Raw genomic sequence first — 18,837 nt, forward strand, 5'->3', positions numbered from 1 at the left:
AGGTGCCCTTCCCTGCCGGGAAGGGCACCTTCGGGTCGTGCTTAGTAGACGCTCACGCCGTAGACGCTGAGCGCCTCGGTCACGGGCTGGAAGTACGTGGTGCCGCCCGAGGAGCAGTTGCCGCTGCCGCCGGAGGTGAGGCCGAGGGCCGTCGAACCGGCGTACAGCGAGCCGCCGCTGTCACCGGGCTCGGCGCAGACGGTGGTCCGGTACAGGCCGGACACGCTGCCCTCGGCGTAGTTGACGGTCGCGTTCAGCGCCGTCACCTGGCCGCTGTGGATGCCGGTCGTGCTGCCGCGACGGGTCACCGTCTGGCCCACGTACGCGTTGCCGGCGCCCGTGATGTCCTGCGAGCCGACCATGCCCGACTTGGTGATCGAGGTGTTGGTGTACCGGACGATGCCGTAGTCGTTGCCGGGGAAGCTGGTGCCGGCGCGGGTGCCCAGGGTCGCGCTGCCGTTGGTCCAGGTGGTACCGGCGTTGGTGCAGTGCCCGGCGGTCAGGAAGTAGTAGGTGCCGGCGCTGTCCCGGACGTTGAAGCCCAGCGAGCAGCGCGAGCCACCGGTGTAGATGGCGTCGCCGCCAGAGATGCGGGTGCTCAGGGTGCCGGCCATCGGCACGACCCGGACGATGCCGCCGAGGCGGGTCACGGCCGCGTCGAGCTGCTGGCGCTTGGCGCCGGTGACGGTGTTGTCGGCCTCGACGACGACCTGGTTGCTCTTCGGGTCGACGTACCAGGCGGTACCCGGGATCTTGGCGGTGCGGTCGAGCTCGGCGGTGGCGCTGTTGAGCTGCGTGGCGCCGTACTTGACCAGCTTCGGGGTGGCGCCCTTGGTGCGGACGGTCTGCGCGGCGGCGTCGTCGGTGACGGTGACGACCATGGTGCCGCTGGTCGAGTCCAGGTAGGAGCCGGCCGACCGGGCACCCAGCTGATCCGCCAGGCCCTGCGCGGCGTCGGCGTCGGCCGCGGTGAACACCTTGGCGGGTGGGGATGCCTGGGCCATGGACGGGGCAGCCAGCGTACCGGCGACCAGTCCGGCGGCCGCGACACTGAACGCGGCGCGACGGAACGAGGACCTTGTGAGTCTCACGCAAACCTCCGGGGATGAGGACGGTGTCCAAGCGGCTGAAGATCACCGCGTACGGGGGATGCTGCCATCGCATAAATGCATGTACAAGAATGAATCAAGACGCGGGGGTATGTGCAAGGGAAAACATTCTGACCCATTTCACATACCCTGCGTCGAGACCGGAGTGCGGTAGATCACAGCGTTGGTCCGCAAACGCGACGAGAGGCCGGCGATGCCGGCCTCTCGTCGTTATGTCCGCTCGCTGGCGTCAGCGGCGCTCATCCAACTGCTTGCAGGTCACGCAGAGGGTCGCCGAGGGGTACACGGCCAGCCGGGCCGCCGCGATCGGCTCGCCGCACCCCTCGCACCAGCCGTAGCCACCCTTCTCCAACCGCTCCAGCGCCCGCTCGACCTGGTCGATGCGTTCGCGGACCGCGTTGGCGAGGGAGATCTCCTGCTCACGGTTGAAGGCCTTGGTGCCGATGTCGACGACGTCGTCGCCGGCGTCGGGTACCAGCAGGCCGCGTTCCTGAGTCGTGATGTCGGCGACGAGCTCGCGGTGCTCGGCGCGCAGGTCCTCGAGGCGCGCCTGGAGGGCGGCGCGGATGCTCGCCGTCTGGACTTCGACGTCGCTCGGCGGCGTGGCCCCCGGACCCGCCTTCGTCGCCGACAGCGGGCCCGCGTTCGGCGAAGCCGGCAAGACCGTCGGTCCGACAAGGGCGGTGGTGTCGGCTTCCATCAACATGGGCACTCCCAGTCAGCGGCCCGCCGGTCCGCCGGCCGGGCGTTCTCGTACTACTCGTCACTGCCTCACGTCGACGCCGCCTCGACTGATCGCGCGTCGATGCCGGCCCCGGTACCCCGGGAAAGCCCGCACGAAACCAACGGCAGAAGCCTGCATTTCGTCGCGGCTCTGCCGATAGGCGACGCGTGACCTCGTCTGTTCAGCCGCCGACCGCCCGGAGCGCACGCCTGCGCGCCTTCGTGGAAGTGACGGCGGCGACCCTGGACGCGGTCGCCGGCGAGCAGCGACTGGCGGCGCTCGTCGCGGACCTGATCGAGCGCTCCCTCGACGCTCATGCCACGGTGTGGATCCTGCCCACCGACGGCGGGCCGATGAGGATGCTGGCCGGCAACCATCCCGAGGCCGACGAGACGCGACTGGCGGGCGTGCTGGCGGAGTGGACGGCCGACCCGGCCACCGACGCCGACGCGGCATGGATCGACGGGATCGCGCTGCTGCCGATGCGGGTACGGGACCGGCTCGCCGGTGCGGTGGCGGTCTCCCGCCCGGGCGGAAAGCCCTTCACCGATGACGACGTCGACTTCGTCCACGCGCTCGCGGACGTCACCGGCGCAACGATCCGCAACGCACGGGTACTGGCGGACTCCGCCGAGGTAATGGAGGAGCTACGCCAGCAGGGCGAGCTGATGGAGTACATCTCGGACGCGCTGATCGCGTGCGACTCCGAGCGCCGGATCGTGAACTGGAACGCCGGCGCGGAGCGGGTCTACGGGTACCCGCAGGGCGAGGCGCTGGGCTGCGACGTCTTCGCTCTGCTCGCGACGCAGTTCTACACGGTGAGCGGGGTCGCGTTGCCGCTCGAGGAGGTGTTCGAGCAGGTCGCCAACGTCGGTCAGTGGCACGGCGAACTGCACGAGCGCCGGGCCGACGGAGCGCCCCTGACGGTCATGTGCTCGCTGACCTCGCGGGGTGGCCCGGCCGACGGGGACACCGGCGTCGTCCTGGTCAACCGGGACGTCACCGACCAGCGCCGGGAGGAGCACCGTGCCCTGCACGACGCCCTGACCGGACTGCCCAACCGCCGGCTGCTGACCAACCGGCTGTACGACGCCCTGGCCCGCCGGCACCGTACCGGGTCGGCGCTCGCGGTGCTCTTCGTCGACCTGGACAAGTTCAAACCCATCAACGACACGTACGGGCACGCGGCCGGCGACGAGGTGCTCATGGTGATGGCGCAGCGGTTGACCGAGGTGGTACGCCACAGCGACACGGTCGCCCGGCTCGGTGGCGACGAGTTCGTCGTCGTGGTGGAGGAGGCCGGCACGCAGGAGAACATCCGGTACATCACGCGGCGGGTGGTCGAGTCGCTGGCCGAGCCGATCGACGTCGGCGGCCCGAAGGTGGAGGTACGGGCGAGCATCGGGGTCGCCGTGGTCAACGCACCGCAGGGCGGAGGCGAGATCGCCCCGGACACCCTCATCGGCATCGCCGACGAGGCCATGTACGAGGCAAAGCACAACCATTCGGGCATGCGCTTCACGTACTGTTCGGACATATCAGGTAAACAGGGGCGCGTCGGAGCCGCCTGAATCAGGGCAGATGGGCTAGAACTAGGCATGCGAATCGGCCGTCATCGACCGGCGTTGAGCACCCTCCCGCCGCATCACCGGCTTCGAGCAGCGAAAAGGCACGGCCAGCACAAGAGAATTAGCCCGATAGCTGACATGGGTAACGGTGAGCACACGTACAGTGACTGCCATGGCGAATGAAGCGAGCACCTGGACCACCGGGCAGACGATCCTCGCCGTAGACGACGAGGCGGACCTGCTCGAGGCGGTCCGGCGGGTCCTGAGCCGACGGGGGCACACCGTGCTCACCGCCGGCGGGCCGGCCGAGGCACTCGAGGTGTGCCGTACCCACCCCGGCCGGATCGACCTTCTGCTCACCGATGTCCGCATGCCCGGCGGCAGCGGCACCGACCTGGCTGCCCAGGTCGCCCAGGTACGACCCGACCTCTCCGTGCTGTACATGTCGGGCCTGCACGACACGGCAGACGACCAACCGGGCGTACCGCGCCGGATGGTGGCCAAGCCGTTCACGCCGGCCAGCCTCGGGGAGGCGGTCGACAGCGCCCTGGCCGCGCACGCCGGCCGCTGAGGTTCGTTACGGCTGCTCAGCAGCCGTCGAGCACCTGGCGCACCGTCTGGAGCAGTTCCGCCTCCGAGAACGGCTTCTCCAGCAACGTCACACCGGGCTCCAGGGTGCCGCTGCTGGCGAGGACCGGCCGCGCGTACCCGGACATGAAGATCACTTTGACGTCCGGCCGGAGCGCCCTGACCCGCTCGGCGACGTCCTTGCCGAGCATCTTGGGCATCACCACGTCGGTCATCAGCAGATGGATCCGGCCGTCGTGAGCGCGGGCCACGTCCAGGGCGTCCAGCGGCGACTCGGTCATCAGCACCTCGTACCCGCCCCGCCGCAGGATGCGCCGGGCCACCTCGCGGATCGCCGGCTCGTCCTCGACGACGAGGACCGTCTCACCGCCACCGGACGGGATCCCCACCACCACCGGCGCTTCCAACTCGGCCGGCGCCTCGTCGGTGGCCGGCAGCAGGACCGTGAAGGTGGTACCGACCCCGGGCTCGGAGGCGATCTGCACGTCGCCGCCGGCCTGCCGGACGATGCCGTACACGGTCGCCAGCCCCAGGCCGGTGCCCTCACCCTTCGGCTTGGTCGTGAAGAACGGCTCGAACGCCCGCCCGATGACCTCCCGTGGCATCCCGGTACCGGTGTCCTCCACCCGGATCGCCACGTACCGGCCGGCGGGCAGCCCGGCCTCGTTGCCGACGATCATGTTCCTGGTCCCGATCGTCAGGATGCCGCCGCCGAGCATCGCGTCGCGCGCGTTGACGGCCAGGTTGACCAGGACCTGTTCGATCTGGCCAGGGTCCGCCTTGACCGGCCACAGCCCCGTGGACAACTCCGTGAGAAGCTGGACGTGCTCGCCGATCGAGCGGATCAGCAGCTCCTTGACGTCGCTGACGACAGCGTTGAGGGAGAGCACGCGCGGGCGTACGACCTCCCGCCGGCCGAACGCGAGAAGCTGGTGGGTCAGCCCGATGCCCCGCTCGGTGGCGCGCTGGATCTGCTGCATGTCGCGGGCGACCGAGTGCCAGCGGTCCGGGTCCGCCACCGCGGCCATCTCGATCTCTTCCGACACGAACGCGGCGTAATTGACGATCACCGCGAGCAGGTTGTTGAAGTCGTGCGCCACGCCGCCCGCGAGCTGTCCCAGGCTCTCCAGCCGCTGTGCCTGCTGCAGGCGGCCCTCCAGCCGCTGCCGCTCGGCCTGCGCCTTGAGCCGGTCCCGCTCGGCCTCCGCCTCGAGCCGCTCGGTCACGTCCCGGACGGCTGCCGCGGCCAGTACCCCGTCATCGGTCTCCACCCAGCTCAGGCTGATGTCGACCGGGAACAGGGTGCCGTCGGCGCGCCGGGCGGTCAGCTGGGAGTGACCGGCCAGGGGTCGCAGCTGCGGGTGGGCCATGTACTCCGCCCGGTGCCTGATGTGCAGCTCGCGCGCCGCTTCCGGCACGAGCAGCTCGACCGGCTGCCCGATCAGGTCGTCCCGGCGGTAGCCGAAGGTGCGCTCGGTCGCCGCGTTGCAGATCACGATCACGCCGTTGGCATTGATCCCTACGATCGCGTCGGGCGCCTCCTCCAGCAGTCCGCGGTACCTCGCCTGCGCCCGTTCCCGCTCGCTGACGCTCCGGCAGACCGCGGCGATGCCGACGACGGCGCCGCTGTCGTCGGTGATCGGCGACGGGGTGATGCCCACCTCGATCGCCGTACCGTCGCGCCGCAGCCGCCAGGTCCGGTAGCGCTCGACCCGCTTGCCGACCCTGACCGAGGCGATGACCGCATCCTGTTCGGTGCCCCGGTTCTCCGGCCACAGCACGCCGACGTGCCGGCCGATCATCTCCGCCGCCGGGTATCCGAACAGTTCCTCGGCACTGCGGTTCCAGCTGGTGACGACGCCGTCGAGGGTCATGCTGACGATCGCGTCGTGCGACGAGCGCACGATCGCCGCGAGGAGCGCGTGCTGCGGCGGAGCGCAGTCGCGACCGGCGTCGGTGCCAGCGCCGGCATCGTCGCCGGCGACGCTGCCGGCGTAACCAAACCGCCGCGACTGTCCGTTAGAGCATTCAGCCATGATCCCCTACTAAACACGTACTATCCAGACCGTATCTTTAATTTCGGTATAAGCGGGGCAAATTGACCAGATCGGCGGACCAGCAGCGACGCCTCGAGACCCGGGTCAGGTTTCGCGACATCGGCCAGGTCCTCGACGAGCGGGCGATCACGACGGTGTTCCAGCCGCTGGTGCACCTCGACACCTACGAGACCGTCGGGTTCGAGGCGCTCAGCCGCGGTCCCGTCGGTTCGCCCTGGTACGAGCCGTCCGCGCTGTTCCCCGCGGCGCAGGCGGCCGGCCGGCTGGCCGAGTTGGACTGGATGTGCCGGGTACTCGCCTACCAGCAGGCCCTGCGCGCCGACCTCGACCAGTCCATCGCCCTGTTCGTCAACACCGAACCCCTCGCTCTGCGTACCGAATGCCCAGCCGACCTCGCCCCGTGGCTGGAGACCGCCCGCCGTCGGCTGCGCGTGGTCACCGAGATGACCGAACGCGCGGTGGCCGCCGACCCGTCCGCGCTGCTGACCGCGGCGGCGACGGCCCGCTCCAGCGGCTGGGGGGTCGCCTTCGACGACGTCGGAGCCAACCCCGCCTCCCTCGCGCTGATGCCGTTCGTACACCCCGACGTGGTCAAGCTCGACATGCACCTGGTGCACCACCCGCACCGCCCAGAGGTGGCGCGCGTCGTCAACGCGGTCGTCGCTTACGCCGAACGCACCGGCGCAACGATCCTGGCCGAGGGCATCGAGACCGAAGAACACCTGGCCACAGCCCGCAGCATGGGTGCGCGGGTAGGACAGGGATGGTACTTCGGCCGGGCCCAACGCCTGCGGCAGCCCCCGCCGCCGCCGCGCGATCCGCTGGCCTTCGTACCGGCGCCGGAGACGGCCGCGCCGGCGAGCCGGGCCGAGGCCCGTACCCCGTTCGAGATCGTCTCCGCCCGGCGCCCCACCAGCCTGTCGACCAAGCGCATGCTGCTGCCGATCAGCCAGTACCTGGAGGCCAAGGCGACCGACCGGACCGAACCACCGGTACTGCTGAGCTGCTTTCAAGAAGGCCGCCACCTAACCCCGGCCACGGTACGCCGCTATACCGACATAGCCGACACAGCCGCGCTCGTCGCGGTGCTCGCCACCGACGTGGACGAAGAGCCGATCCAGGGGGTACGCGGGGCGCAGCTCACGTACGACGACCCGCTCCGTGGCGAGTGGAACGTGATCGTGGTCGGTCCGCACTTCACCGGCGCTCTGGTCGCACGCGATCTGGGCGACAGCGGACCGGAGATGGCGCGCCGGTTCGAGTACGCGCTCACCTATGACCGGGGGCTGGTACTCGCGGCGGCGCGGTCGCTCCTGCACTGGGTCGTCCGAACCGATTGACATCGGCCGGACAGGTTCGTTCCGAACGAATCTTCGGGTGGACGAGAGTCCGCCATGCGGTTACCTGTGTGGAATGTCTCATTCCTCTATATTCTTCACAGTGGTCAGAACGGGGATTGGTCGACCACTGACCGGCCGCACCTCGATGACCAGCAACAACTCGGACCATCATCCCGAGTGGACGATCGTCATCGAGATCTCCCGAGTCACTTTTGTAACGCTGTGCCATGCACCAAGAACCAGACGTGATCACGACTTTCCCCTAAGTAGGGGACTCACCTCGTGCATCGGACACCGCGTACTTCCGGTACGCTCAAGATCACGTTAAGTTGGTTTAGCCCGCTCGGCAATCCGTCGCCCAACCCGGGTGACGACGAGCCGGCACCGCCGAATCGCATGACCCGTCGCCGTACCCGCGGCGCGCGGGAGTGAACCGGGGAACCAATCGACGGCGCTCACGCGCTGTCACGGGGTGAATCCGCAGCACCGTGCGGTAGGGCCACCTTCTTCCGGCCCGAACCCGTCAGCTAACTCGGTAGGCGGTCAGGAAGAAGGGTGCTTTGTGCCTGCAATACCACGACTGCTGCGTGCCATCCTTCTGGGCGCGGCTGCGGTAGCCGTCCTCGCTCCCGCGACGGCCGCTAGCGCTGACCCCTCCCCCAGCGACGTGCAGCAGCAGATCGACCAGTCCTCCAGTGCCCTCGAGAAGATCGTCGAGCAGTACAACGGGGTCGGCGAGAAGCTCAAGGCGACCCAGGCCGCCGCCGACGATCTCAACGCGAAGATGGCGCCGCTGCAGTCGCAGCTCGACACGGCGTACGCCAGCGTCGGCCAGATCGCGGCAACCGCCTACAAGGGCGGCGCCGCGAAGCCGATGGCCCTGCTGCTGTCGGACGGCTCGCCCGAGAGCCTGCTCGGCCAGCTCACCTCGCTCAACCACCTCGCCAGCGTGGAGCAGCGCCAGATCCAGGGCTACGCGCAGGCGAAGACGCAGTACGACGAGCAGAAGAAGAAGCTCGACGACCTGCTCAACCAGCAGCGCGCCGACCAGAAGAGCCTGGCCGACCAGAAGGCGAAGATCGAAGGCGATGTCGCCAACCTGATGGCGCTTCGCAAGAGGCTCCTCGGCTCGGCTACCGCGACCCCGCCCGCGAAGGTGGCGGCACCCAACATCGCCGGCAGCGCCGGCGCCGCGGTGCGCTTCGCCTACGGCGTCATCGGCAAGCCGTACGTGTACGCCGCGGCCGGCCCGAACGGGTACGACTGCTCCGGCCTGACCATGGCCGCCTGGAGGGCCGCCGGCAGGTCCCTGCCGCACAACGCCGAGATGCAGTGGAACCAGGTGGCCCACATCAGCTCCGGCCAACTCCAGCCGGGTGATCTCGTCTTCTACTCGGGGCTGGGACACGTCGCGATCTACGTCGGGAACGGACAGGTGATCCACGCACCGCAACCCGGCGACTACGTGAAGCTCGCCAGCGTCAACATGATGCCGCCGTACGGGTACGGCCGGGTTCGCTGACGCGTCGCTGATCGCGGGAGACTGGACACACCGGTCTCCCGCGATCATGCTTTCCGGAGTGAACTGGGACCCCGCACAGTACGAACGATTCGCCGCCGAACGGGCCCGCCCGTTCCACGACCTGGTCTCACAGGTGCCGACCCCCACGCCGGAGCGCGTCGTCGACCTCGGCTGCGGCCCCGGTACGGTCACCGCCACGCTGGCCGACCGCTGGCCGGACGCCCACGTGGAAGGCCTCGACTCCTCACCGGAAATGATCTCGAGGGCCACCCGGCTGACCCGACCCGGACGGCTGGAGTTCGGCCCCGACGACATCGCGCAGTGGCGACCGGCCCCCGGATCCGTCGACGTGATCGTCTCCAACGCCGCGCTGCAGTGGGTACCCGATCACGTGACCGCGCTGCCCGCCTGGGCCGCGTCCCTGCGCCCGGGTGGCACGCTCGCGGTACAGATACCGGTCTCGGCAGGCATCCCCGCGGCGGAGGTGTTCCGCGCCGTCAGCACCTCGCCCCGATGGGCGGACCGGCTGCGGGAGGCCACGTCGAGCGTCGGACCACGGAGCGTGAGTCCGGTACGGCCTGCCGACGAGTACATCGACGTCCTCGCCGGCAGCGGTCTGACCGTCAACGCCTGGCAGACGACCTACCTGCACATCCTGCCCGGTGAAGACCCGGTCCTGGAGTGGTTCGCCAGCACCGGCCTGCGGCCCTATCTTGACGCGCTCGCCGACGACCCGGCCGCGCTGGCGGGCTTCCGCGACGAGGTGGCGGAGCGACTGCGCGAGGCGTACCCGCGCCGCGAGTACGGCACGGTACTGGCGTTCCCGCGCCTGTTCCTCGTCGCCACCCGAGGCTGATGCGCCGCCCACGTACGCTTGACCGATCTGCCCCTCGGCGTCACCCGCGTGCGCGCATCGGCAAGTTTGTCCACAAGCGAACATAGACACTGCGCAGCATGTCGGGGATCCGCTACCCTCGGGTGCGCCTGACATGGGGGCGTACTCGGGGAGGTGCGGCATGGCGAGATTGCCGGAGGACGACGAGCCCAGGTGGCTGCGCGACTATAAGTCCATTAATGTCGATATCGACGGCTTGCACGCCTTTGCCGGAGCCGTCGACACCGCGGTGGAGCAGAACTTCCAGCCTCACACCCGGCCACTGATGGACTCATACGCGAAGGGCGTCCAGTTCGGGGCCAGCAGCAAGAGCGGCGACGTACAGGCGGCGAGGCTGAAGTACCACGACTGCCTGGTCGGGGCGACCGAGCAGCTCACCGCGTACGTCAACGCGTCGAAGATCCTCGTCGACGCCATCCGGCAGGTGGCGCAGAACTACGGCAGCTCCGACGCGCTGTCCGCGGCCCAGGCCAAGGAGGTCGAGGCCGCGCTGGGCAACGCCGTCGTGAGCGCGCAACAGGCGCAGGCCGCCGCCGACGCAGCCGCGGCCCAGCGGCAGGCACAGGCACACCACGGGTCTGCGAGGGCGATATGAGCTCCGGGGACGAGAAGTACTACGGCGGCTTCTGCACCAACTGGGCCGCCTACGACCTGCCGGTCCTGTGGAACAGCATCAAGGACGAGGGCCGGCCGGAGAACTACGAGCAGGGCACGTCCTGGCAGCGCACGTACGAACTGCTGGCGTACCACATGAGCGAGCTGCAGCGCTGCCGCGACGACCTCGCGGCGAAGTGGCCACGAGACCAGAGCCCCGCCGCCGGAGTGTTCCTCGACTACATCGACAACCTCATGGGGTCGATGAAGCAGATGAGCGAGGACGCGCTCGCCAACTCCTCGGCCGTCACCGGCATCAGCACCGCCCTCCTCACCGCTCGTGGTGAGATCAAGAAGCTGAACGACCAGTGGCAGGAGTACGAGCACAAGGAGAAGAACCCCGACAAGCTGCTGGGGTTCATCCCGCTGGGCGCGGACGTGCCGGACGACTGGCGCAAGGACCTCAGGAATCAGGCCGCCAAGCACATGGTGGAGGCCGATACGCAGGTGTTCCAGCACACCAGCAAGATGGTGGTGCCGGAGGTGTACCAGGGTCCACCTTATTTCGACAGCAGCTGGACTCCGGACAGCGCCTCGGGCACAAGCTCGGCACCCGGCGGAGGTGCCGGCGGTGGTTCGCGCGTCGGTGGAGCGGGCTGGGCCCGGCCACCCGTCATTCCGCCGCCGACGATGCCGGACCCGTCCTTCGCGGAGTCGCCCACCGGCGGTGCGGCCGCTCCCGTCCTGTCCGGAGGGACGTCGGCGCCGATCGCCCCGCCCGCTCCCACCCCGCCGGCGCCTCCGATCGCCCCAGCCCCGCCGCCGGGAGTCATCACGCCCCCGCTCATGCCGTTCCCCGGCGGGCCCACATCGTCGACCGGCGGAGCCGTACCGGCCCAGCGGTCGGGCGGTTCCGCGCCGGTCCGGGCCGGCGCCGGCAGTCGCGCGGGCGGGATGGCACCCGGTGGCGTCATCGGCGGCGCCCCGCCCGCCGGTCGGCCGGCCGCGGCGGGTGGAGCACGCGCCAACCCCGTCGGTGGAGTCATCGGCGGCGGCAACGCGGCGGGCGGACCGCGAACGGCCGCAGCTGGCGGCAACGCCATGAGCGGCGGCGCTCCGGTCGGTGGTCGCCGAGGGCCGAACGACCGCGACGGCGAGGGCAACCGTTTCGACCCGGACGACCCGTGGGCGGTGGCAGAGGGAGTGCCCGGCGTGCTCGCACCCAACCTTGAGCGGGAACAGCACGAGCCGGGCCCTGGGGTGATCGGTATCGACCGGTGAGGTGGAAGCGGCTGCGTGCCGCCCTCGCCCTCGCCGGCGTGGTCTCGGTCCTGCTGCCCAGCACGCCGGCGCACGCGGACGCGGTCCGGGATGCCCAGTGGCACCTCGGATTCCTCCGCATTGCCGAGGCGCACAAGTACAGCGAGGGGGAGGGCATCGTCGTTGGCCTCGTGGACACTGGTATCGACGCCAACCACCCGGATCTCGCCGGCAACGTCCTGCCCGGAATAGACCTGGTCGATCCCGGCGGTGACGGCCGGCGCGACGAGGGCCGACACGGCACCTCCATGGCCGCCCTGATCGCCGGCCATGGACACGCGGGAGGCGCCGGGGTCCTGGGCATCGCGCCCAAGGCGAAGCTGCTGCCCGCGCGATCCGGTCGGGTGGCAATCAACTTCCTAGGCAGGGAGAGCGAAGGCATCCAATGGGTGACGCAGCACGGCGCGAAGGTGATCTCGTTCTCGATCGGAGGCCCTGCTAACCGACGACTCCAACAGGCGGTGGAGCAGGCGCAGGCGGCCGACGTCGTCATCGTGGCCGCTGTTGGCAATGTGCCGGAAGTAAAGGAGGTCGTGTATCCCGCGGCCTACCCGGGCGTCATCGCCGTCGCCGGAGTGGACCAGGCAGGCAACCACGCCGCCGTGTCGGTCACCGGCCCCGAGGTCGTCCTCTCCGCTCCGGCCGTCGACGTCGAGACCGCCGGCCTCAACGGCACGTACGGCAAGGGCACGGGCACCAGCGAGGCCACGGCCATCGTCGCGGGAGTGGTGGCGCTGGTACGGGCCAAGTACCCGCAGCTCTCGGCGCCCGAGGTGGTCCACCGCCTCACCGCCACCGCGATCGACAAGGGACCGCCCGGCCGTGACAGCGAGTACGGCTTCGGCATCGTCGACCCGGTCGCCGCCCTGACCGCCGACGTACCGCCGCTCAAGCCCAGCATCGCGCCGGTCACCGCCGCCCCGACGCCGTCCGCCAATGCCCAGCCGGAGAAGAAGCCGGTACGGACGGTCCTGATCGTCGCGATCACCGCGATCGCCCTCGTCCTCGTCGCCGGCCTGGTCGCGACGATCACGGTTCTGAACCGGAGCCGGCGAGGCTGATAGATCTTGCAGAAAAAGACGAAAGGGCCGGACCCTGACAGGTCCGGCCCTTTTCCCTGTTCTAATGCTCTCAGGCGGCCTGCATGCCCTCCGCGCGAGCCAGCTCACGCAGCCGGCCCAGCGCCTGGATCTCGAGCTGGCGGATCCGCTCCCGCGACAGCGAGAACCGCGACGCCACCTCGGTCAGGGAGTGCTCCCGACCGTCCTCGAGACCGTACCGCGCCCGCATGATGCCGGCGGACCGGTCGTCGAGGTGGTTGAGCAGGCCCTCGATGCGCTGGCGCTCCAGGGCGGCCAGGACGAGGTCCTCCGGCGACGGAGCGTCGGAGTCCGCGACCAGGTCACCGAGGTTGGTGTCACCGTCGTCGCCGACCGGCGTGTCGAGCGACACGGTGTCCTGCGACCAGCGCTTCAGCTCGTTGACGCGCTCCACGGGTACGCCCAGAGCGGCAGCCAGCTGCTCCGGCTCCGGCTCGTTGCCGTGCTCACGGGTGAGCTGACGCGCCACGCTGCGCATCCGGTTGACGTCCTCCACCAGGTGCACCGGCAGTCGCACGGTGCGCTCCTGCTGGGCGATCGCCCGGCTGATCGCCTGACGGATCCACCACGTGGCGTACGTCGAGAACTTGTACCCGCGTACGTAGTCGAACTTCTCCACCGCCCGGACCAGTCCGGTGTTGCCCTCCTGGATCAGGTCGAGCATCGGCATGCCGGACCGGACGTACCGGCGGGCAATCGACACGACCAGCCGCAGGTTGGCCCGAATGAACTGATCCTTGGCACGCTCGCCCTCTGCTACCAGGCGCTCCAGCTCGTCCCGAGTAGCGTCGCCGTCGCGCGGCCCCTCGGTCCCGAGCAGGTGCTCCGCGTAGAGCCCCGCCTCGACAGACTTGGCGAGTACGACCTCCTGCGCGGCGTCGAGGAGCGGCGTCTTGGAGATCTCGTGCAGATATACGCCGACCAGGTCGCGCTCTTCGGCGACCTCGCTCGTCCGCATCGCCGTCATCTTCTCCACTTCGGGCCCTCCCCCGTCGTCTTATCGCGTTCCCGCACTGTCCGCTCTCAAACCGGACACCCCCCGGGTACTGCCCCTCTCACAACAGACCAGGACGCCGGTTGATTCCGATTTACCCTCCGCTGCGGGTACCGACCGCTGAGATGTACACCACTTACCCAAACGGACGGGGAGCTGCACAGGTTCAGTTGGCCAAAAAGAGTTCGTGATGGCCGGGCGGATGGATGCCTGTAGTACAGGGATCACTTCGTCCGCGTAACCGGCACTCTGAGGACAACGCTCAAGACGCTAGGAGCATTCCCCCGAGACGGGATCAAAACCGGCAGGTGGAGATCAATACGCCCGGTTGTGCCACTTTTCCAGCACTTTGACCTCATCATACGGGCTGAGTCCGTCCTCCCCCGGCGGCCTGGCCACGCCGCCCAGCCAGCCCAGAGTGTCGCGGGCGGTGTCCGCCACATCCCGGGTGCTCAGGCCGGCTTCGAACGAGGCGGAGACGTCGCGGGCGAGGAAACCGGCGTACTCCGGCAGCGGCAGCCACAGCGGCAGCGAGCCCTCGCCCATCCAGGGTTGTACCCCCTGCTCCAACAGGAACTCCTGGTCGACCCAGGTGAACCGCACCGGGGTGGCGACGCCCGCCGCGACGTGGGTCAGGAAGTGCTCGCGCGACACCGGGGCGCCGGTACCGTCGTACACCCCGGCGAGGCGGGTCTCGGCGGCCCGTACCAACCAGTCGGCCAGGTCCCGGACGTCGACGTACTGCACCAGGTCGCCGGGCTCACCGGGGGCGAGCACCTCGCCGCCGCGGGCGAGCCGGGAGACCCAGTACCCGAAGCGGTTGGTCTCGTCCTCCGGTCCAATGATCAACCCGGCCCGGCAGACGAACACCCGATCGGCGCCGAACCCCTCGATGAAGGCCTGCTCACAGGCGACCTTGCGCGGGCCGTAGGTCTCCGGGTCGGCCGGATCGGCGTCCGGCGACGCAGGGGCGAGCAGCGGCGCCTCGGCTACGCGCTGGCCGGGAGTGCCGTGGTCGGCGTAGGCGGAGACGCTCGACACGAACACCGCGTGCCCCACCCGCGGCGCGAGCTCGGCAACCGCCCGGCGCACGTGGTCCGGGCGCCTCGACACGTCGAGCAGCGCGTCGAACTCCATACCCCGCAAGGGCGCCAGACCCTCCGGGTCATCCCGGTCGATGGGTACGAAGGTGACGCCGGGCTCCGGTTCACCGGAGACACCGCGGGCGGCGCAAGTCACCTCGTGGCCGGCCGCCACGGCCGCGCGGACGAAGGCTCGACCGAGAAAGGCGGTTCCACCGAGTACGAGTAGGCGCATGGTCAACGATCCTGCCGGGCGGCGGCCCTCCGCGACAGCGCCGTTCGCCACGGGCGGACACTCAGTCGCGCAGTACGTGGAGCAGGACTCGGTTGACCGCGTACACGGCCAGCAGCACCACGGCGAACCAGGGCCGGCCGGTGTGGGCCAGCCCGGTGGCGGCGGCACCGAACCAGACGATCTCGAAGGCGAGCTTCGCCGGGCCGGGTAGCGGCACGGTCGCCTTCGGCGAGGCGAACAGTCCCCACAGCACAGCGGCGAGAACCGGCGCTCCCAGGCCGAGCAGCACCTTCAACCGCAGGTCGTCTCCGACCACGAAACCCCAGTACCCGAAGGCTGCCAGGGCGGCGAGCTCGAGCAGAAACCGCAGCGCCAGGTTGGCGAGGCGCATCAGGCGCGCCCAACGACCGTCATAGCCAGCAAGCTAAGATCGCCACCTTCCGTCGTCAAGCAGCCACCCTGCCGCCAGCCGTGGGATTTCACGTGTGACGCGCCGGGGCGGATTCGCACGCGACGCTGCGGCCCCGCCCGCACCCCTCGACGGTCCCTTCTGTTGACCGCCCGTTCGCCTGAATGGCTCGCTTCCAGCGATACGACCGGCAAAGATGTCGCTCGACGCATATAGAACGTCGCCGAGAACGTCGCCAACAAGGAGAGACCATGGTCGAGTCCCGCCCCCGACGGCTGGTACGGGCGGCGCGGCTGTTAGCCGTACCCACCCTCGCCGCCGCGGTGGTCGCCTTGCTGCCTGTCGCGTCCACGAGACCGGCACAGGCAGCGTGGACGCCACTGTCACCCGTGAATGTCACGTTCGCGAATGCCGAGCACGCCCTCACCGCGAAGGGTCACCTGATCGCGTTCAACGACTTCCACGGCAACATCGACCCGCCGAGCGGCAGCAGCGGCCTGGTCAACGGCAACCCGGCCGGGGGCGTCGAGTACCTGGCGAGCTATGTCAAGAAACTGCGCGCGCAGGCGCAGCGCGAGACCCGTGACGTGTACACCGTCGCGGCCGGCGACCTGGTCGGCGCAGCGCCGCTGGTGAGTGCGGCGTTCCACGACGAGCCGGCTATCGAGGAGATGAACTCTCTCGGCCTCGACGTCACGTCGGTGGGCAACCACGAGTACGACGAGGGGGTCGACGAGCTCAAGCGCCTGCAGCGCGGCGGCTGTCACCCGGTCGACGGCTGCCAGGACGGCGACGGCTTCGATGGGGCGACGTTCAGGTACCTGGCCGCCAATGTGATCGAGAAGCAGACCGGCAAGCCGATGCTGCAGCCGCTGGACGTCAAGTTCGTCGGCGGGGTGCCGGTGGCGTTCGTCGGCATGACGCTGGAGGGCACGCCGGGCATCGTCAACCCCGCCGGGATCCAGTCGGTGACCTTCAAGAACGAGGTCGAGACGGCCAACCAGTACGCGGACGTGCTGGGCCGGTTCCTCGGCATCCACGCCATGGTCCTGCTCATCCACCAGGGTGGTAGCCAGCAGACCACGCAGCCGGCGATCCCGGACGTCTCCGGGTGCGAGAACTTCGCCGGGGACATCACGAAGATCGTGCAGGGCCTGCGGCCGGAGTACGGCATCGTGGTCTCCGGGCACACGCACCGGTTCTACAGCTGCGCGCTGCCGAACTCCTCGGGCGCCACGTCGGTGGTCACCAGCGCCGGCTCGTTCGGCACGATGGTCACCGACCTGTCGTTCACGGTCGACAAGCGCAGCCGGCGGTTCGCCACGGCAAGTGCGCGCAACGAGGTCGTCCTCAACGGCGTCCGCAACCCCGACGGCACCTGGGCCAAGGACTCCAAGGGCAACTTCGTGCGCAACCCCGCACTGGTGGACGCTCCGGCCAAGGCGATCGCCGACAAGTACCGCACGGCGGTGGCCCCGCTCGCCAACAGGGTGGTCGGCACCATCACGGCGGACATCTCCAACGCGCCCAACGCCGCCGGCGAGAGCCCGCTCGGTGACGTGATCGCCGACGGCATGCTCTCGTACACGAAGTCGGCGCAGGCGCAGCTCGCGTTCATGAACCCGGGCGGCATCCGGACGCAGCTGTCCTACGCCAACTCCCCCGGCGGCGAGAAGCCCGGCGAGGTCACGTACGGCGAGTGCTTCGCCGTGCAGCCGTTCAACAACCTCGTGGTGACGCAGACCTACACCGGCGCCCAGCTCAAGGAGGTGCTGGAGCAGCAGTTCGCCGGGTACGGCGGCCAGACGGTCACCAAGTTCCTCCAGGTATCGGCCGGGTTCACGTACTCGTACGACAGCACCGCGCCGGCCGGGCAGCGGGTCAGCAAGCTCGCGCTGAACGGCGTGACGATCGACCCGGCCGCCGGCTACAAGGTGGCGATGAACGACTTCCTCGCCAACGGCGGTGACGGTTTCGCCGGGTTGACGGTCGGCACCGGCCGGGTCACGGCGCCAGGTTTCGACGTCGATGCCCTGGTCACGTACCTCGGGACCGGCCCGATCGCGCCGGGACCGCAGAACCGCATCACCAAGCTGGCCTGATAGTCCACAGTAGAACCGGGGTGGCCGCGTCCGCGGCCACCCCGGTTTCATGGGGTAACCGTACGAGCCCTTGCCCGTTATGCTCGCCACAGCGCGTCGGTGTTCTGGCGCGGTGCGTGAGGTACATGGTGAGAGGAGACCGGCGTGGATCGGCGACCGACCTGGGCTCCGGAGGATGTCGACGTCGAGCGGCCGAGCATCGCGCGCGTGTACGACTACTACCTCGGCGGCTCACACAACTTCGCGGTGGACCGCGCCTTCGCCGACCGGGTGCTGCGGCTGATGCCCGGGACGACGACGGCTGCGCAGGCCAATCGGGCGTTCCTCCGGCGCGCGGTGCGCCACCTGTGTGAGATCGGCATCCGCCAGTTCATCGACCTCGGCTCGGGGATCCCGACCGCCGGCAACGTCCACGAGGTCGCCCACAGCGTCGATCCAACGACGAAGGTGGTCTACGTCGACATCGACCCCGTCGCTTACGCACACAGCCGAGCGATTCTGGCCGACGATCCACACACGACAGTGATCAGGGCCGACCTCCGCCAGCCGGCCGAGGTGCTGGCCGACCCGCAACTGCGCGAACAGATCGACTTCGACCGGCCGGTGGGCGTCCTCCTGGTGAGCGTCCTGCACTTCGTCTCCAACGAGGAGCGCCCGGCCGACATCGTCGCGGGGTACGCCAGCGCCACCGCGCCCGGCAGTCACCTCGTCATCTCCCACGCGAGCGTGGAGGGGACGACCGAGGCGAGCAGCGAGGCTCTGGACCTCTACAAGCGGTCGTCCGCCAACGTCGTCACCCGCACGGCAAAAGAGGTGGCCGGTCTGGTCAGCGGACTCTCCCTGGTCGATCCCGGGGTCGTGCAGTTGACACAGTGGCGCCCCGAGTCCCCCGACGAGACCACGTCCTGGGAGGAGATTCCCGTCCTGGCCGCGGTGGCCCGACGGGAGTGATCCAACACTCTCCGTTGTATTTGTTTAACGCGATGAGACCTCTCAATCAACAGACCGCCATACCGGTTCCCTCCCGCTGAACCAACCCGTATGCTCGCAACGCTTGCTTGTGCGGAAACGGGGAGGGAGTTTTCGTGGAGCGGCTCAACCGGGATCCGGACCACATGGACGTGGACCGGCTAGAGTCGCACACGTCGATATCCACCCCTCACGCCGGTACACGCTCCGTAACCGTGGAGCGACCGTA

Annotated in this window: 16 protein-coding genes and 1 riboswitch; of the genes, 10 read left to right on the plus strand and 6 right to left on the minus strand. The window is 69.4% G+C overall.

What is annotated here, in order from left to right; translation table 11 throughout:
• Nucleotides 1–41 precede the first annotated feature (41 nt).
• Both Pme01_RS03005 and Pme01_RS03010 read right to left on the minus strand, forming a co-directional pair.
• Nucleotides 42–1,091 (minus strand): S1 family peptidase, encoded by a 1,050-nt coding sequence (locus tag Pme01_RS03005; protein WP_168112772.1) that lies wholly within the window; start codon nucleotides 1,089–1,091, stop codon nucleotides 42–44.
• A 247-nt stretch (nucleotides 1,092–1,338) separates the two neighbouring features.
• The gene (locus Pme01_RS03010) at nucleotides 1,339–1,815 is read right to left on the minus strand and encodes a TraR/DksA family transcriptional regulator (protein WP_239087984.1); all 477 of its coding nucleotides are present in this window, start codon (nucleotides 1,813–1,815) and stop codon (nucleotides 1,339–1,341) included.
• 185 nt (nucleotides 1,816–2,000) lie between these two features.
• Here Pme01_RS03010 and Pme01_RS03015 point away from each other — a divergent pair, with 185 nt between their 5' ends.
• Together Pme01_RS03015 and Pme01_RS03020 are read left to right on the plus strand one after the other, a co-directional pair.
• Nucleotides 2,001–3,404, plus strand: coding sequence for a diguanylate cyclase domain-containing protein (locus tag Pme01_RS03015; RefSeq protein WP_168112771.1), 1,404 nt, complete (start codon nucleotides 2,001–2,003; stop codon nucleotides 3,402–3,404).
• A 169-nt stretch (nucleotides 3,405–3,573) separates the two neighbouring features.
• Nucleotides 3,574–3,972, plus strand: a complete 399-nt coding sequence (locus Pme01_RS03020; RefSeq protein ID WP_168112770.1) for a response regulator — start codon at nucleotides 3,574–3,576, stop codon at nucleotides 3,970–3,972.
• A 16-nt stretch (nucleotides 3,973–3,988) separates the two neighbouring features.
• Here Pme01_RS03020 and Pme01_RS03025 read toward each other — a convergent pair whose 3' ends face one another.
• A complete protein-coding gene (locus tag Pme01_RS03025) occupies nucleotides 3,989–6,025 on the minus strand; it encodes a hybrid sensor histidine kinase/response regulator (protein ID WP_168112769.1) in 2,037 nt (678 codons plus the stop codon).
• A gap of 62 nt (nucleotides 6,026–6,087) precedes the next feature.
• Here Pme01_RS03025 and Pme01_RS03030 point away from each other — a divergent pair, with 62 nt between their 5' ends.
• The 6 genes from Pme01_RS03030 (at nucleotide 6,088) to Pme01_RS03055 (ending at nucleotide 12,778) form a co-directional block, all read left to right on the plus strand.
• Complete coding sequence (locus Pme01_RS03030) at nucleotides 6,088–7,386, plus strand: sensor domain-containing phosphodiesterase (RefSeq protein ID WP_168112768.1); 1,299 nt, start codon at nucleotides 6,088–6,090, stop codon at nucleotides 7,384–7,386.
• Nucleotides 7,387–7,781: 395 nt separating this feature from the next.
• Nucleotides 7,782–7,943: riboswitch (cyclic di-AMP (ydaO/yuaA leader) on the plus strand.
• Between the two features lie 110 nt (nucleotides 7,944–8,053).
• Nucleotides 8,054–8,908, plus strand: coding sequence for a C40 family peptidase (locus Pme01_RS03035; RefSeq protein WP_239087985.1), 855 nt, complete (start codon nucleotides 8,054–8,056; stop codon nucleotides 8,906–8,908).
• A gap of 58 nt (nucleotides 8,909–8,966) precedes the next feature.
• A complete protein-coding gene (locus Pme01_RS03040; RefSeq protein ID WP_239087986.1) occupies nucleotides 8,967–9,764 on the plus strand; it encodes a methyltransferase domain-containing protein in 798 nt (265 codons plus the stop codon).
• Between the two features lie 160 nt (nucleotides 9,765–9,924).
• Nucleotides 9,925–10,398, plus strand: a complete 474-nt coding sequence (locus Pme01_RS03045) for a hypothetical protein (protein ID WP_168112766.1) — start codon at nucleotides 9,925–9,927, stop codon at nucleotides 10,396–10,398.
• Nucleotides 10,395–11,678, plus strand: a complete 1,284-nt coding sequence (locus Pme01_RS03050) for a hypothetical protein (protein ID WP_168112765.1) — start codon at nucleotides 10,395–10,397, stop codon at nucleotides 11,676–11,678. Before Pme01_RS03045 ends, Pme01_RS03050 begins: the two co-directional genes overlap by 4 nt.
• A complete protein-coding gene (locus tag Pme01_RS03055) occupies nucleotides 11,675–12,778 on the plus strand; it encodes a S8 family serine peptidase (protein WP_168112764.1) in 1,104 nt (367 codons plus the stop codon). The genes Pme01_RS03050 and Pme01_RS03055 overlap by 4 nt, the downstream gene beginning before the upstream one ends.
• Nucleotides 12,779–12,848: 70 nt before the next feature.
• Here the strand turns inward: Pme01_RS03055 and Pme01_RS03060 are convergent, their stop codons facing one another.
• From Pme01_RS03060 to Pme01_RS03070, 3 genes are all read right to left on the minus strand, one after another.
• Complete coding sequence (locus Pme01_RS03060; protein WP_168113385.1) at nucleotides 12,849–13,784, minus strand: sigma-70 family RNA polymerase sigma factor; 936 nt, start codon at nucleotides 13,782–13,784, stop codon at nucleotides 12,849–12,851.
• A 342-nt stretch (nucleotides 13,785–14,126) separates the two neighbouring features.
• Complete coding sequence (locus Pme01_RS03065; protein ID WP_168112763.1) at nucleotides 14,127–15,128, minus strand: NAD-dependent epimerase/dehydratase family protein; 1,002 nt, start codon at nucleotides 15,126–15,128, stop codon at nucleotides 14,127–14,129.
• Between the two features lie 61 nt (nucleotides 15,129–15,189).
• Nucleotides 15,190–15,519 (minus strand): YrdB family protein, encoded by a 330-nt coding sequence (locus tag Pme01_RS03070; protein WP_168112762.1) that lies wholly within the window; start codon nucleotides 15,517–15,519, stop codon nucleotides 15,190–15,192.
• A gap of 269 nt (nucleotides 15,520–15,788) precedes the next feature.
• Here Pme01_RS03070 and Pme01_RS03075 point away from each other — a divergent pair, with 269 nt between their 5' ends.
• Both Pme01_RS03075 and Pme01_RS03080 read left to right on the plus strand, forming a co-directional pair.
• The gene (locus tag Pme01_RS03075) at nucleotides 15,789–17,639 is read left to right on the plus strand and encodes a bifunctional metallophosphatase/5'-nucleotidase (RefSeq protein WP_168112761.1); all 1,851 of its coding nucleotides are present in this window, start codon (nucleotides 15,789–15,791) and stop codon (nucleotides 17,637–17,639) included.
• Nucleotides 17,640–17,783: 144 nt separating this feature from the next.
• Nucleotides 17,784–18,590: an SAM-dependent methyltransferase gene (locus Pme01_RS03080; protein WP_168112760.1), complete on the plus strand. Its 807-nt coding sequence runs from the start codon at nucleotides 17,784–17,786 to the stop codon at nucleotides 18,588–18,590.
• The last annotated feature ends 247 nt before the right edge of the window (nucleotides 18,591–18,837 follow it).

Source organism: Planosporangium mesophilum, assembly GCF_016863255.1.
In the GTDB taxonomy this organism is placed as follows: domain Bacteria; phylum Actinomycetota; class Actinomycetes; order Mycobacteriales; family Micromonosporaceae; genus Planosporangium; species Planosporangium mesophilum.

Bases quoted from the DNA above. Each gene is read 5' to 3' on its own strand.
- Pme01_RS03010 (WP_239087984.1), bottom strand. From the start codon at position 1,815: ATGTTGATGGAAGCCGACACCACCGCCCTTGTCGGACCGACGGTCTTG.
- Pme01_RS03020 (WP_168112770.1), top strand. From the start codon at position 3,574: ATGGCGAATGAAGCGAGCACCTGGACCACCGGGCAGACGATCCTCGCC.
- Pme01_RS03025 (WP_168112769.1), bottom strand. From the start codon at position 6,025: ATGGCTGAATGCTCTAACGGACAGTCGCGGCGGTTTGGTTACGCCGGC.
- Pme01_RS03045 (WP_168112766.1), top strand. From the start codon at position 9,925: ATGGCGAGATTGCCGGAGGACGACGAGCCCAGGTGGCTGCGCGACTAT.
- Pme01_RS03050 (WP_168112765.1), top strand. From the start codon at position 10,395: ATGAGCTCCGGGGACGAGAAGTACTACGGCGGCTTCTGCACCAACTGG.
- Pme01_RS03060 (WP_168113385.1), bottom strand. From the start codon at position 13,784: ATGACGGCGATGCGGACGAGCGAGGTCGCCGAAGAGCGCGACCTGGTC.
- Pme01_RS03065 (WP_168112763.1), bottom strand. From the start codon at position 15,128: ATGCGCCTACTCGTACTCGGTGGAACCGCCTTTCTCGGTCGAGCCTTC.
- Pme01_RS03070 (WP_168112762.1), bottom strand. From the start codon at position 15,519: ATGCGCCTCGCCAACCTGGCGCTGCGGTTTCTGCTCGAGCTCGCCGCC.
- Pme01_RS03075 (WP_168112761.1), top strand. From the start codon at position 15,789: ATGGTCGAGTCCCGCCCCCGACGGCTGGTACGGGCGGCGCGGCTGTTA.